Source organism: Wenzhouxiangella sediminis (genome assembly GCF_003410055.1).
Taxonomy (GTDB): Bacteria; Pseudomonadota; Gammaproteobacteria; order Xanthomonadales; family Wenzhouxiangellaceae; genus Wenzhouxiangella; species Wenzhouxiangella sediminis.
The window spans coordinates 65,977-79,050 of record NZ_QUZK01000022.1 but is presented as its reverse complement, the minus strand read 5'-3'; the positions used below and the strand labels follow the sequence as shown (position 1 = coordinate 79,050).

General features: G+C 62.2%; 11 protein-coding genes and 1 pseudogene. 8 read left to right on the top strand and 4 right to left on the bottom strand.

What is annotated here, in order from left to right; translation table 11 throughout:
* The first annotated feature begins 26 nt into the window (after positions 1-26).
* The 7 genes from sufC (at position 27) to DZC52_RS15365 (ending at position 7,303) form a co-directional block, all read left to right on the top strand.
* Positions 27-782, top strand: a complete 756-nt coding sequence (gene sufC, locus DZC52_RS05220; RefSeq protein WP_116650067.1) for a Fe-S cluster assembly ATPase SufC — start codon at positions 27-29, stop codon at positions 780-782.
* Between the two features lie 3 nt (positions 783-785).
* A complete protein-coding gene (locus tag DZC52_RS05215; protein ID WP_116650066.1) occupies positions 786-1,988 on the top strand; it encodes a SufB/SufD family protein in 1,203 nt (400 codons plus the stop codon).
* A gap of 118 nt (positions 1,989-2,106) precedes the next feature.
* On the top strand, positions 2,107-3,357 hold the full coding sequence (locus DZC52_RS05210) for a cysteine desulfurase (RefSeq protein ID WP_116650065.1): 1,251 nt from the start codon (positions 2,107-2,109) through the stop codon (positions 3,355-3,357).
* 42 nt (positions 3,358-3,399) lie between these two features.
* Complete coding sequence (gene sufU, locus DZC52_RS05205) at positions 3,400-3,819, top strand: Fe-S cluster assembly sulfur transfer protein SufU (RefSeq protein WP_116650064.1); 420 nt, start codon at positions 3,400-3,402, stop codon at positions 3,817-3,819.
* A gap of 211 nt (positions 3,820-4,030) precedes the next feature.
* Positions 4,031-4,540: an RHS repeat protein gene (locus DZC52_RS05200; protein ID WP_116650063.1), complete on the top strand. Its 510-nt coding sequence runs from the start codon at positions 4,031-4,033 to the stop codon at positions 4,538-4,540.
* 24 nt (positions 4,541-4,564) lie between these two features.
* The gene (locus tag DZC52_RS05195) at positions 4,565-6,859 is read left to right on the top strand and encodes an RHS repeat domain-containing protein (protein ID WP_116650062.1); all 2,295 of its coding nucleotides are present in this window, start codon (positions 4,565-4,567) and stop codon (positions 6,857-6,859) included.
* 36 nt (positions 6,860-6,895) lie between these two features.
* The gene (locus tag DZC52_RS15365; protein ID WP_147307614.1) at positions 6,896-7,303 is read left to right on the top strand and encodes a hypothetical protein; all 408 of its coding nucleotides are present in this window, start codon (positions 6,896-6,898) and stop codon (positions 7,301-7,303) included.
* 178 nt (positions 7,304-7,481) lie between these two features.
* On the opposite strand, the pseudogene DZC52_RS05190 reads toward DZC52_RS15365, so the two are convergent.
* A pseudogene (locus DZC52_RS05190) lies at positions 7,482-7,709 on the bottom strand (integrase core domain-containing protein); the annotation flags it as partial.
* Positions 7,710-7,787: 78 nt separating this feature from the next.
* On the opposite strand from DZC52_RS05190, the gene DZC52_RS05185 reads away from it, so the two are divergent.
* On the top strand, positions 7,788-9,125 hold the full coding sequence (locus tag DZC52_RS05185) for a sensor domain-containing protein (RefSeq protein WP_116650061.1): 1,338 nt from the start codon (positions 7,788-7,790) through the stop codon (positions 9,123-9,125).
* 78 nt (positions 9,126-9,203) lie between these two features.
* On the opposite strand, the gene DZC52_RS05180 is transcribed toward DZC52_RS05185, so the two are convergent.
* From DZC52_RS05180 to DZC52_RS05170, 3 genes are all read right to left on the bottom strand, one after another.
* Entirely contained in the window at positions 9,204-10,994 is a 1,791-nt protein-coding gene (locus DZC52_RS05180) for a hypothetical protein (protein ID WP_116650060.1), read from the bottom strand.
* A 178-nt stretch (positions 10,995-11,172) separates the two neighbouring features.
* Positions 11,173-12,183 (bottom strand): hypothetical protein, encoded by a 1,011-nt coding sequence (locus DZC52_RS05175; protein ID WP_181918787.1) that lies wholly within the window; start codon positions 12,181-12,183, stop codon positions 11,173-11,175.
* A 177-nt stretch (positions 12,184-12,360) separates the two neighbouring features.
* Positions 12,361-13,074, bottom strand: coding sequence for an SDR family NAD(P)-dependent oxidoreductase (locus tag DZC52_RS05170; protein ID WP_116650059.1), 714 nt, complete (start codon positions 13,072-13,074; stop codon positions 12,361-12,363).

The following is a 13,074-nucleotide window of genomic DNA, read 5'->3' as shown; positions in this document are numbered from 1 at the left end:
CCTGAAAACTGAAACCTAGACTAATTATGCTCAAGATCAAGAATCTCCACGTCAGCATCGACGGCAAGGAAATCCTCAAGGGCCTGAACCTCGAGATCGGTGCCGGTGAACTGCACGCCATCATGGGGCCCAACGGTTCGGGCAAGTCGACGCTCGGCTACGTCATGGCCGGCCGCGAAGGCTACGAGATCACCGAAGGCTCGATCGAGTTCGACGGCAAGGATCTGGCCGACATGGAGCCCGAAGAGCGCGCCGCCGCCGGCCTGTTCCTGGCCTTTCAGTATCCGGTCGAGATCCCGGGCGTGAACAACGCCTATTTCCTGCGCTCGGCGCTCAACGCGCAGAAGAAGGCGCGCGGCGAGGAGGAAGTCGACTCGATGACTTTCCTCAAGACCGTGCGTGAGTCGCTCAAGCAGCTCAAGATGGACGACACCCTGCTCAAGCGCGCCGTCAACGAAGGCTTTTCCGGCGGCGAAAAGAAACGCAACGAGATCGTTCAGATGGCGATCCTCCAACCGAAGCTGGCCGTGCTCGATGAAACCGATTCAGGGCTGGATATCGACGCGCTCAAGCTCGTGGCCGAAGGCATCAACCGCCTGCGCGATCCCGAGCGCAGCTTTATGGTGATCACCCACTACCAGCGCCTGCTCGAACACCTCACCCCCGATCATGTGCACGTGCTCTCCAACGGCCGCATCATCGAGTCCGGCGGCAAGGAACTGGCCGAACGGCTCGAGAAGGAAGGCTATGAGCACCTGAAGACGGAAGCAGCCGAGGCGTAGTTTATGAGTGAGCTTGCCGAAAGACTCGCGCCTGAATCGGCCCTGGCCGCTGACGATTTCAGCGACCTGCGCCAGGCCGCGCAGCGGGCGCTGATGCAGCACGGCTTCCCCGACCTCAAGACCGAGGCCTGGAAGTACACGCCGATCCGCCTGCTTGAAAAGCGCGAGTTTCAGACCGGGGCCGCCTCGAGCGCCGAAGCGCCCGAGTTGCCGTTCGACGCCTGTTTGCTGCATTTCGACAACGGTATTCTCAACGCCGACACGGCCGAGTTGCCCGCGGGCGTGAAGCTGGAGGCGGCCACGCGCGACGACTTCGAAGGCATCGAGTACGGCGGGCGAGAGGATGCGTTTGCCTGGCTCAACCTGGCCCGCTTCGGCCAGGCCTGGAAGATTAGGATCGAGGGCGAGCTGGACAAGCCGCTGGTTCTGGCCACGACAACGGCGGATGATTTCGCTGCGGCCGTCCACCCGCGACTGTTCATCGAGCTGGCCGACAACGCCCGCGCCACCCTGGTCGAATGGCAGGCCGGTGGCGGCGAAGGCATGGTTAATGCCGTCAATGAAATCCGGGTCGGGCAGGGGGCGGCCCTGAACCACGTCATGCGCCGCTCCGGCGGCGATATCGTGCGCGTGTCCCGAACGCGCGTGGACGTCGTTCGCGACGCCGAGTACCGAAGTTTCGTGCTCGATACCGGCGCGCGGCTCGGCCGGCAGGATCTCAACGTATACCTGAAGGAAGCCGGCGCGCATGGTGAAATCGACGGCACGGTTGTGCTCGATTCGAAACAGCACGTGGACTATCACACCTCGATCGACCACTGCACCGGCCACACCAACAGCCGCGAGGCCTTCCGCCTGCTGGCCGACGGCACGGGCGTGGGCGTGTTCAACGGTCGCATCCACATCCACGAGGACAGTGACGACAGCCACTCGGACCTGAACACCGCCAGCTTGCTGCTCGGCGAGATGGCGCGCATCAACGCCAAGCCGGAGCTGGAAATCTATTCAGAGGATGTCACCGCCAGCCACGGCGCCACCATCGGCCAGCTCGACGACGACGCCCTGTTCTACCTGCGCTCGCGCGGCCTGCCGACCGAGAAAGCCAACACCCTCCTCAAGTACGGCTTCGCCGCCGAGCCGCTCGAAGGGCAGGCCGAGGCTCCGGTCCGGGACTGGCTGCTGGCTGAATTGCAGGGGCAGTTGTGAACCTGGGTAGGTTACAGGGTTCAGGTTTCAGGTTTCAGGAAAGACTGGATCGGAGCCAGCCTGAAACCTGAACACTGAAACCTGAAACCTTTTCCCGTCCGAAGGCAGAGAAGAGACGATGGAAACAGTCGAATCGAAGGTAAAAGACCAGCTGGATGTGTTCGCCCTGCGCGAGCAGTTTCCCGTGCTCGAGCGTCGCGTGCACGACGACAAGCCCCTGGTCTACTTCGACAACGCAGCCACGGCCCAGCGCCCGCTCAAGGTCATCGAGGCGATGGACGACTTCTATCGCCGCTACAACGCCAATGTTCACCGCGGGGTCCACCAGCTTTCCGTCGAAGCATCCGAGCAGTTCGAGGGCGCGCGCGAATCCGTGCGCCGGCTGCTCAATGCCGATTCCATTCGCGAGGTGGTGTTCACCCGGGGCACCACCGAGGCGATCAACCTGGTTGCCCAGGCCTACTTGCGCCCGCGCCTGAAAGAAGGCGACGAGATCCTGATTACGCACATGGAGCACCACTCCAACATCGTGCCCTGGCAGATGCTGTGCGAACAGACCGGCGCGGTGCTCAAGGTCGCGCCCATCAACAGGCAGGGCGAACTGCTGGTCGACGAACTGGCCTCGATGATCAACGAGCGCACGAAGCTCATCGGCATGGTGCACGTCTCCAACGCCCTGGGCACGATCAACCCGGTCGAGGACGTCTGCCGCATCGCCAAAAAGCACGACGTGCCGGTGCTGGTCGACGGCGCCCAGGCCACGCCGCACATGGCTGTCGACGTGCAGGCCCTGGGCTGCGACTTCTACTGCATCTCCGCGCACAAGATGTACGGCCCGACCGGCATCGGCGCGCTGTGGGCAAGGGAATCCATTCTCGAGGACATGCCCCCCTGGCAGGGCGGGGGCGAGATGATCACCCGGGTGAGCTTCGAGGGCACCACCTACAACGACCTTCCGCACAAGTTCGAGGCCGGAACGCCTAATATCTCCGGCGCCATCGGCTTCGGCAAGGCCGTCGAGTTCCTCGAAGAAACCGGCTACGAAGGCATCGTATGGCAGGAAGAACGCCTGCTCGAATACGCCACCGAGAAGATGCAGGCCGTCGACGGCCTCGAGATCATCGGCACCGCGAAGCACAAGGGCCCGGTGGTCTCCTTTACCCTCGAAGGCGCCCACCCCAACGATATCGGCACCATCGTCGATCACTACGGCGTGGCCATCCGCACCGGCCACCACTGCGCCATGCCCGTTATGCAGTTCTTCAACGTGCCGGCCACCGCCCGCCTGTCCTTCGCGCCCTACAACATCCGCAACGAAATCGACATCTTCCTCGAGGCCCTGGGCAAGGCCCGCGACATGCTGGCCTGATCATCCGGCGGCCCGCGCCGGCCGCTGGTAGAATTCCGCCCCATGGCGCTCGACAAGCTCTACCAGCAGGTCATCCTCGACCACAACCGCTCCCCGCACCACTACGGCCGCCTGGAAGGCGCAACCCACAGCGCCCGCGGCCAGGACGCGCTGTGCGGGGACGATATCCTGGTCGAGCTGCGCGTGGCGGGCGGAACGATTGAGGAAGCCGCTTTCTCCGGCGAGGCTTGCGCGATTACTACGGCCAGTGCCTCCATGCTGATGGACTGGTTGCCGGGTAAATCCGCGCGCGACATCGAGTTCGGGTGCAGCCGGTTCGAGCGCTTGCTCGGGGATTCCTCCCTGCCTGATGACCTCGATTTGGGCGACATCAACCATCTGCGCGCGGTGAGCGGATTTCCGGCCCGTGTCCGAAATGCTCTTCTACCTTGGCGGACGGCGCTGGCTGCGCTGGAACGATGATCAGAGTCAAGTCACAGCCAGTGCGCATTGGCTCGTATTGCTGACGCGGGCGACTTCGGCCTGGTAGGAGCGAGAGGGCGAGCTGGTCCGACGCCAAGTCAACGGCCAACTGGACAAGCGTGTCGAAAAGGACGGCCGGGACCGCGTTCACTTCGATTTCAACGGTCACGCCACGACCTATCACTACGACGAGTTCGACAACCTCACCGGCATGACCTTCCCCGACGGCAGCCAGACGGTGACCGAGTATGAGCACTCGCACTCGCGCGTCATCCGCGAGATCGACGAGGCCGGAGTTGTCACGCGTCACGAGTACGACGCCAACGGCAACCGAATCCGCACCATCGAAGCCGAGGGCACCACCGTCGAGCGGGTTACCGAGTTCGAATACGATGCGCTAGGCCGCCTCGAGGTCATCCGCCGTCTCGGTGACGAAGAGACCCAGACCGCCGAGACGAGCTTCGCCTACGACGACAAGGGTAATCTCGAGCAGATTACGGGCCCGGAGAATGGCGTCGAGAGCCGCACGCACGACGTAATGGGCAACGTGCTCACGCGGACAGATCCCCTGGAGCGGACTTCGACCTACACCTACGACGAAGCCGGCAATCTCACCAGCGAAACCAACCCGGAATTGGAAACCACCACCTTTATCTACGACGAAGTCGGTAATAGGGTGCGTATCATCCACCCCGACCTGACCGAAACCGAGCAGGTTTAAGATGACGCCGACCGGCTGGAGAAGGTGATCGATGCGCTCGGCGGCGAGCAGACCTACACTTACGACGCGGCCGGAAACCGGACCCGGGAGACCGATCCATCCGGCAAGCAGACCCACTACGCCTACGATGCCGACCGCCGCTTGGAGAAGATCACAGACGGGGCCGGGAACGAGACGACCTTCCACTATCCAGATGAACCCGGGTCGGGGCAGGGCGCACGCCACCAACCGGTCAAGATCGAGTACCCAACCTTCGAGCGACTGCTGACCTACGATCGCCGCGGCCGCGTCGTCGCCCAGACCGACCGTTGGCTCGAAGGCGCGCAGTGGCGCGAGCAGACCACCCGCACGACCTATGACGACCGGGGCAACCAGATCGCCACCGAGGACCCCGCCCAGCGCACCACCGAATTCGCTTACGATCCGCTCGGACGGATGATCACGACTACTGACGCCCTGGATCACACCACGACCTACCACTATGACAATCGCGATAACCTGATCGGCCTCACCGACGCCAACGACAACACCCACGTGTTTACCTTCGACCGGGCGGACCGGATGAACACCGAAGCCCGACCAATGGGCGAGACGACCGTCTATGAATATGATGACGCAGGCCAACTCTTTGCCCGCACTGATCCCGTCGGCAACCGCGCTGAATACGACTACGACGACGCCGGCCGCAGAACCGAGGTGCGGCACTACGCCGCTGGCAACCTCAATACTCCGGAACGCACAGTCACCTTCAGCTACGACGAGCGTGGCCGCTTGACCGGCTACGACGACGGCACGCTCAGCGGGAGCTACACTTATGACGACCTCGGGCGAAAAACCGAAGAGACCGTCAATTATCCCGGCTTTTCCAAGACCCACGAGCAGAGCTGGCACGCCAACGGGCGCCAAGCCAGCCTGACGGCACCTGACGGAACCGAATATGGCTTTTCCTGGGATGATGCCAATCGGATGGAGTCAGTCACCGTCCCGGGCGAAGGCGTGATTGCCTACACAGACTACGATTGGCAGCAGCCCAGCCGCGTCGAGTACCCGGGCGGAACGGTTCGAACAACCTCCTACGACGGTCTGCAGCGACACCGGACGATTGAGGTTGTGAATGCCAGTGACCAGGTGCTGATGGATTACGACTACACCTGGGAAGATACGGGAAACATCACCAAAAAGGACACCGAGCACGGCACGTACGCCTATGGCTACGATAATGCTGATCGTCTGACCGAAGCAAGCTACCCCACATTCTCGGCGGAGGAATGGACTTATGATCCGCTGGGGAACCGTTTAACCGATTTGCGAACAGGTGATGAACAGTGGCAGTACAACGACAACAACGAGTTGCTCGACAGCGTCGATAAAAGCCACGAATACGATGAAAACGGGAGCCTCGTCGCCGAGTACGGTCCAGGCGGGAGGTTGGGGCGCACCTTCGAGTATAACGCCGAGAACCGGATGAGCGCGGTCAGAGATGAGAATAACGATCTGATCGCGGAGTACCTGTACGATCCGTTTGGGCGGCGCGTCTGCAAGATCATCTACGAGTCTGATGGAGACAACCCCGAAGCCACCTGGTACGCTTACAACGATCAGGGTCTGATGGCCGAGTTGGACGAACTCGGAAACTCATCCGATTTTTATCTGTTCCCGCCCAACGGCCTATGGAGTACTGATCCGATCCTGCGAAAATCTGGATCGAGCTTTTACTACTATCAGGTAGATCATCTGGGGACGCCGCAGCAGCTGGTAGATGGGGCGGGCTCGGTTTCTCACAGTAGGGAGATGAGGGCTTTCGGGGAGACGCAACAGGCGGGAGTCGAGGATCGGTTGCGGTTTCCGGGGCAGCTCTACGATCAAGTAAATGGGTTTGCGTACAACTACATGAGGTACTACAGCCCGGACGTTGGGCGTTATTCTAGGCGGGATCCGATTGGGGTTCGCGGTGATCTGACGACGTTTGCTTACGTTCGGGCGAGTCCAGTTTCCTACTTCGATGAATATGGCCTTAAGAGATCGGAGTGTTGCGGATCCAACGAAGAAAAGGTAGTCGATACGTTTTGTGCAGGTACGGTCTGTAACACGTACTGCGATGAGGTCATTATTTGTGCGTATGACGTTGCGTACGGTGCCGGCTGGTGCACCGCCGGTTGCCTAGGTCTCGGGTTTTTTTTCTGGAATCCGTTTGTTGCGCTTGGCTGTGAGGCGCTGATATGTGTTCCCAAGACAGCCATTGATTTTGTATCCTGTAACAAGGAATACGATAGGTGTTTGAGGGAATGTACTGAAGACAAGTGCACGTACTGTCTTTGAGGGATAGGGGTTGCGTAACTTGGAGCGTGAGTGCTGATGTCTATTTGGAAATTCCTTGATGCTGGAAGCTGGGAAAAGAACTGCGTTTTTTCTCTGATAGTAATCCTTGCGTTTGCGGGTGGAGTGTTTATGGGTGCGGGGCCATTAAGAGAGTTGGTGCCAAGTCGAAACAGTGTTTCAGTTCAATCCCTGGGCTTTCAGAGTGCTATCCATATGTCAAACGCCATCCTGCAGCTTAATAGTGATTCGCCTGATCTAGCGATTGGCTCGTTAAAGCTTCGGGTTACCGAAATTGTTGACGCCATCTATTCTAGCAAGCGCCGCATGAATTGGCATGGTCATGAGTGCAACAACGCAGCTGCATTGCTTGCTTTGATGGATCAGTATGCAACAAATGAAAATGCACATACTCGGCTCTCAGAAATGGTATCGGCTAATTGCTAGGGTGGTGAAAGGGATTCATTCACCGTACAAGTTGAGTGATTTCCCGACACTCGGGTCTCCATTAGCCCTGATTATGCCGGCTCTGCAACCTCGCTTGTAGGCTCCTTCGGAATGATCGGCGGCAACTTCTTTCGGCCCAGCGCATCGCGCAACGCCTGAGCCGGTGTTCGGCCTTCAAGCGATAGCCCTGGTGGGTGCGCTTGAGGTTGTAGAAGGCTAGGAACTCCTCCAGATCAGCCTGGATCTGCTCGGCTGATTCGTACCAGTTGTCTCGCCCCTTGATCCGAAAGCGCTCGTCGAGCAACGTCCTATTTGTCCGTTCTACAAAGCCATTGGTTCGCGGCGACCTGACCTTGCTGGCTCGGTGCTCGATATCATGCAACGCCAACAGCAGTTCGTAGGGGTAGCCCTGTCCCGGCCTCCGAGGCGTCCTGCGTCGGACGAACTCTTCGAGATGCCTTCCGGCCGCTGCTAGAATCGAGTGATGGCCATCGACCTCGAAGCTCTGTTCCCCAGGATCGTGGATTTGCTCCTCGACCCTGTCTTTGTCGTGGATGAAACGGGGCAGATCGTCTTTGTGAGTGATGCCTGCCGGAGTCTGCTTGGATACCAACCGGATGAGTTGGTGGGTACCAGGGTGCTCGATCACGTACACCCGGAAGATCGGGAACGGACGCGTGCAGCGGCTGAACGCATCATGCGTGGAGGCTCGCATATCGATTTCGAGAACCGGTATTTCCGCAAGGACGGTGGCGTGGTCCATATCCTCTGGTCGGCCCGCTGGTCCGAGGAACATCGGGTCCGGATCGCCGTGGCGCGGGACGTGAGCTCGCTGAAGCGGGCGGAGAACGTGCGGTCCGCGCTGTACCGGATATCCGAGGCCGCACACGCGGCCGACAGTCTGCCGACCTTGTGCGGGGCAATCCACCGGGTGATTGCGGACTTGCTGCCGGCGGACAAGTTCTATGTGGCGCTGTACGACGCGTCCGGCGACACGATCTCCTGGCCCTACTTTGCCGATGACCGGCAGCTGCCTCGCGTGCCCGAGCCGTTGGACCCGGGTTCGGCGATCGCCAATGTGATCTCAGGCGGGGGCGCGCTGCTTGCCAGACGGGGCAGTGAATCCCTGGAGCCCGGCGCGGTTCGAGCCTCGTCGGATGCCCTGGGGGACTGGCTGGGCGTGCCGCTGGTATCGGGCAAGGACGTGATGGGCGTGGTCGTGCTCGAGAATGCCTCGCAAGTTGAGCCCTATACCGACAAGCATCGTGATCTGCTGCAGTTCGTATCGACGCAGATCGCGGCAGCGATCGAGCGCAAGCAGGCACAGGAGCGCTTGCTGCATATGGCCAATCATGACGCCCTCACCGGCCTGGCGAATCGCGCGCTCTTCTACGATCGGCTGAGAATGGCGCTACACCGCGCCCGACGCGAAGCGGAATGCCTGGGCCTGCTCTACCTGGACCTGGACGATCTGAAGACAGTCAATGACAGCCTGGGTCACCAGGCGGGCGACCGCTTGCTGTGCGAGCTCGCCGATCGACTTGTTGCGTGTACGCGCGCATCGGACACCGTGGCGCGCATGGGCGGGGACGAGTTCACGATCCTGCTGGCCGGTTTGAGCGATTCTTCCGGTATCGATGTCGTGATCGGAAAGGTTCGGGCGGCGCTCAGCGCCCCCCTGATGCTGGATGGTCAGGAAGTCTCGCTTTCGGTAAGTATCGGACAGGCGCTCTACCCGGAAGACGGCGAGTTGCCGGATTCACTGGTGCGTCGGGCCGATGCCGACATGTACGAGCACAAGCGGCGTTTGCGGGCGGGATAACGAAACCTCCGGAGGTATTCCCGGGGCCGAGGCGCCCCGCGGCTCGCACCGCGGGGTGCCCGGGTTCCGGCTGCGGCTTCAGGACTCGAAGCGGTCGGAAAAGAGCGCGTCGTGGAGTTCGTCGGCGCCGACGTCCCAGCGGAATCCGCCGGCGATTTCGTCCACGCCGCGGATCTGGGCGTCCATGTCCGGCCGCGTGGGCGAGTTGGTGTCGTCGCAGTAGTCGATGGCCGGCGAGCCGGCGCCGATGTGGTAGTCGTCGGCGGCCGGGTTCCTGAACAGCGGGTCGGCCACCTGGCTGCGGGTGTCGCCGGGGATGCTGGCGAGTTCGTGCGTGATCAGGCAGTCGGCGGTTTGAATGTCGATCAGGCCGCCGTCGCTGGTTTCCTGTCCGAGGATGTTCCCGCCGGACTGGCGGATGATGCTCGAGTACAGATCAAGCTGCGTGTTGTCGCCGCTGCCGGCCCTGGCCCGGATGATGGGGTTGCCGGCGCCGGGGGTGTTGCCCGCGACGGTCGACCAGCCGAGGGTGAGGTCGCTGCTGTTCTCGACCAGGAACAGCGATGCATCCGAGTGATCGTGAATGACGTTGCCTTCCAGTATCGAATCAGTCGCGCTCAGTCTGAGCACGGCGCCGTCGGCGTCGGTGCTGTTGCCGGAGATGAAGGTCTGGCTGATGTCCACGGTGGCGCCGGCGGCACCGACCGCACCGCCTTCGCCGGTGGCGCTGTTGTTCTCCAGTCGCGAGCAGGGCGGCGGGCTCAGCGCGGTGTCGAAGGAGACGCAGTCGGTGCCGTTGTCGCGGCGCATCTCGAAGGCGGCCTGAAAGTCGACGAAAACGCCGCCGCCCGGGCCACCCGCGCTGTTGTTGGAAATCACGCCGTCGACCGAGACCATCGTGGTCCCCGCCTCGTCGAGATAGGCGCCGCCGCCGAATCCGCCGGCCGTGTTCGAGATCAGGTTGGCCGGCGCTTCCGGGTTGCCGTCGACATAGACGCCCGGCGCGTCTCCCAGCAGGCCGATGGCGCTTCCCGCGGTGGCGTAAATGCCGCCCCCGGTGAATCGCGCTTCGTTGTTGTAGATGCCCTGCAGAAATCCGCCCGCCCGGGAGACGAATTCGCAGTTCGATGCGTGCACCCCGCCCCCGTTGTCGGCGAGGTTGCCCTGGATGGCGCCGTCGCCGAAGACGACCAGCGCCGGCGTGCCGCCGGTGGCGTCGCAGTAGATGCCGCCACCGTCGCCCGCGGCCGTGTTGTCGGAGACCTGACTGGTGTCGACCAGGAAGACCTGGGCGCCGGCGGTGCTCTTGATGCGGATGCCGGCGCCGTGGCCGGTCGTGTCGTCGCCGCTGCTCTCGTTGGCGGCGTTGTTGAGTATGCGCACATCGCGCAGCAGCACGCTGTGGGCGGGTCCCTCGATCTGCAGGCCGCCGGCGAGGCTCACGCCCGCGCCGTTTTGCAGGGTGAGGTTCTCGAGTTCGAGCGTGACGGGATCCTGGAAGGTGAAAACGTCCATGACGGTGGCGCTGCCGCCGCCGTCCAGGATGCTCTGGCCGGTGGACGCCGTGGCCGAGCAATCGTCGTAGCCGCCGCGGATGGCGAGGCTTCCGGCATCGCCGATATCCACGGCGCCGTAGCCCGAGCCGCCGACGACACGGATTTCGGCGCCGGATGCCGCGGCGTCAACTGCGGCCTGGATCGTGACATGGTCGCAGCCGGTGCCCGGGCCGACATAGCGAATCTCGGTCGGCGAGCCGCCGCCGAAGGGGTCGGGCAGGGGTTGCGATGTCTCCGCGACTGCGACCGGTATCGCGGCGGTCAGGGCAATGCTTGCTGCGATTCGGCGGAGGCGGGGTGAAGATCCTGGCATGTTGTCCTCTTGGTTGATTGAAGCGTCTCCCACCCTACGAGACTTTCCCGCCGGACATGACAGATACACTCAAATGCGCACAAAAAAAGCCCGCAACCGGAGGGGCTGCGGGCAGTGCGGTTTCTTGTTGTCGTGCAGGGAACGAACCCCGCGGGTACATCGCTATTGTTGTTGGAAACTAGCCCTGGCCGGGTTGCGGCGCGCCGCCCTGGGGCGGTTCGTCGGACGAGGGCGGCTTGGTGCCCTTCTCGCGGTCCCAGTCCATGGCCTTGGTCTTCATTTCGCCGAATTTCTTGGAGACGCCGCTGAGCTTGTCGTCCCATTCGGGATTCGGTTCCTGCCCCTCGGTGACCTTGAAGTAGACCTGCATCAGGGCGGTCATGCCGATCGGCTCGATGACGGCCTGCTTGATGCCCCAGGCGAACACCAGGGCGATGACCAGGGTCAGGATGCCGGCGGTGCCCGGGAACAGGGAGACCAGGCCGGCGACCGGCAGCAGCACCACCAGGAAGACGATGAAGGTCATGGCCCAGATGAAGAAGGCCAGCCACACGGCGTTCTTCAGGAAGGTCTTGTAGTTCTGCGCGTACAGGATCAGCGCCGTCTGGCCCGACCGCCACGGGTTGTCGGCCTTGGTGCGCATGTTGTGCGCCAGGATCACCTCGTCGAGATAGGTCAGCGACAGGTTGATGATGGTGTTGATGAAACTCACCAGGCCCTGGATGCCGGGAATCGGCAGGAAGGACGTGATGGTGAAAAAGGCGCGATTGAACGCCTTGAGAACACCCTTGATGAGCTGGTCGATGCCGAACAGCACCGACGACTCGACGAAGCGTTCGCGCACGATGCCCTGGGCGTAGTCGATCTGGCCTTTGCCCTGGGGGAGTTCCCGACCCTCAAGCAACTCGACCAGCACGGCGATGTGGCCGGCCTTGACCATGTAGAGCAGGTATTCGCGCAGGAAGTAGAGGATGGCCGAAGTGATGCCGAAGCCGAACAGGCCGCCCCAGACGCTGAAGGCGCCCGGATCGTCGCCGATATGGCCGATGAAGTAACCGATACCCGCCCCGACGCCGGTCACCAGCACGTAGGCCAGCGTGATGCCGAAGTAGATCAGGAAGCGAAACACGAGAAACGGCAGCGTTTTGGCCATCAGGCCGAGCACGTCACCGATCTTGAAATCCATCATGGCGGTATCCCTCGTTGAGCCAGGTTGGGTCGTTCCTGATATTACGGGAAAACCGCCTGGATCGTGCCAGGCGGGTTTGTTTTTTGGTGCTTTGGTTTTTTTGTGTTTTGGGCTGGCGCGCTGGAGCGCAGCGCGCCCGCCCCGGGGGCGGGCGCGCCGAAAGCCGTGGTTCGCCGGCTACAGGTTGCGCAGGTCCACGAAGTCGCCCGACTCGTGGTTTTCGCGCAGGTCGTCGAGCAGGTCGAGGATGCGATCGGCCGCCTCGCGCGGCTTGGGCATGTTCTCGGTGCCGCGCGCCTCCTTGAGCTTCTGCACGGAGGGAAATTCCTCGCTGTCGACCTCGTCGCGGATGTAGTCCTGCATGCCGGTTTCGACCAGCCCGGGCGCCAGGCTGATCAGGTGCGTGTCCGGCATTTCGGGCGCGTAGAGCTTGATCAGGTTGTTGAGGGCAGCCTTCGAGAGTGAGTAGCCGCCCCAACCGTAGTTCATGTTGACCGCCGCGCCCGAGGAGATGGCGACCACCTGGTCGATGGGAATCTGGCGCTCGATGAACCAGTCGAGGATCATCTTGTTGGCCCACACGTTGACGCGCATCATGTGCTCGAGGTCGTGCACGTCGGTGTGTGCGATCTCCTGGATGCGGCCCAGCATGCCGGCGTTGAGCACGACCAGGTCGAGCCGCAGGCAGTCGGAAAGCAGGCGGTCGAGCCCTTCCTCGAGATGATTGAGGTTGCCGATGTCCTGCTTGCGGTCGCGGATGCCGTCGTCCTGGTGCTCGGCCAGCGGGCAGCCCCGTCGGCTCATGCCCCAGACGATGGCGTCGCGGTCGAGCAGCGCTTCGGTCAGCCCCAGTCCCAGGCCGCTGCTGTTACCCGTAATGAACACGTTCAT

Coding starts and splice junctions, on each gene's coding strand:
- sufC (WP_116650067.1), top strand. CDS start 27: ATGCTCAAGATCAAGAATCTCCACGTCAGCATCGACGGCAAGGAAATC.
- DZC52_RS05215 (WP_116650066.1), top strand. CDS start 786: ATGAGTGAGCTTGCCGAAAGACTCGCGCCTGAATCGGCCCTGGCCGCT.
- DZC52_RS05210 (WP_116650065.1), top strand. CDS start 2,107: ATGGAAACAGTCGAATCGAAGGTAAAAGACCAGCTGGATGTGTTCGCC.
- sufU (WP_116650064.1), top strand. CDS start 3,400: ATGGCGCTCGACAAGCTCTACCAGCAGGTCATCCTCGACCACAACCGC.
- DZC52_RS05200 (WP_116650063.1), top strand. CDS start 4,031: ATGACCTTCCCCGACGGCAGCCAGACGGTGACCGAGTATGAGCACTCG.
- DZC52_RS15365 (WP_147307614.1), top strand. CDS start 6,896: ATGTCTATTTGGAAATTCCTTGATGCTGGAAGCTGGGAAAAGAACTGC.
- DZC52_RS05185 (WP_116650061.1), top strand. CDS start 7,788: ATGGCCATCGACCTCGAAGCTCTGTTCCCCAGGATCGTGGATTTGCTC.
- DZC52_RS05180 (WP_116650060.1), bottom strand. CDS start 10,994: ATGCCAGGATCTTCACCCCGCCTCCGCCGAATCGCAGCAAGCATTGCC.
- DZC52_RS05175 (WP_181918787.1), bottom strand. CDS start 12,183: ATGATGGATTTCAAGATCGGTGACGTGCTCGGCCTGATGGCCAAAACG.
- DZC52_RS05170 (WP_116650059.1), bottom strand. CDS start 13,074: ATGAACGTGTTCATTACGGGTAACAGCAGCGGCCTGGGACTGGGGCTG.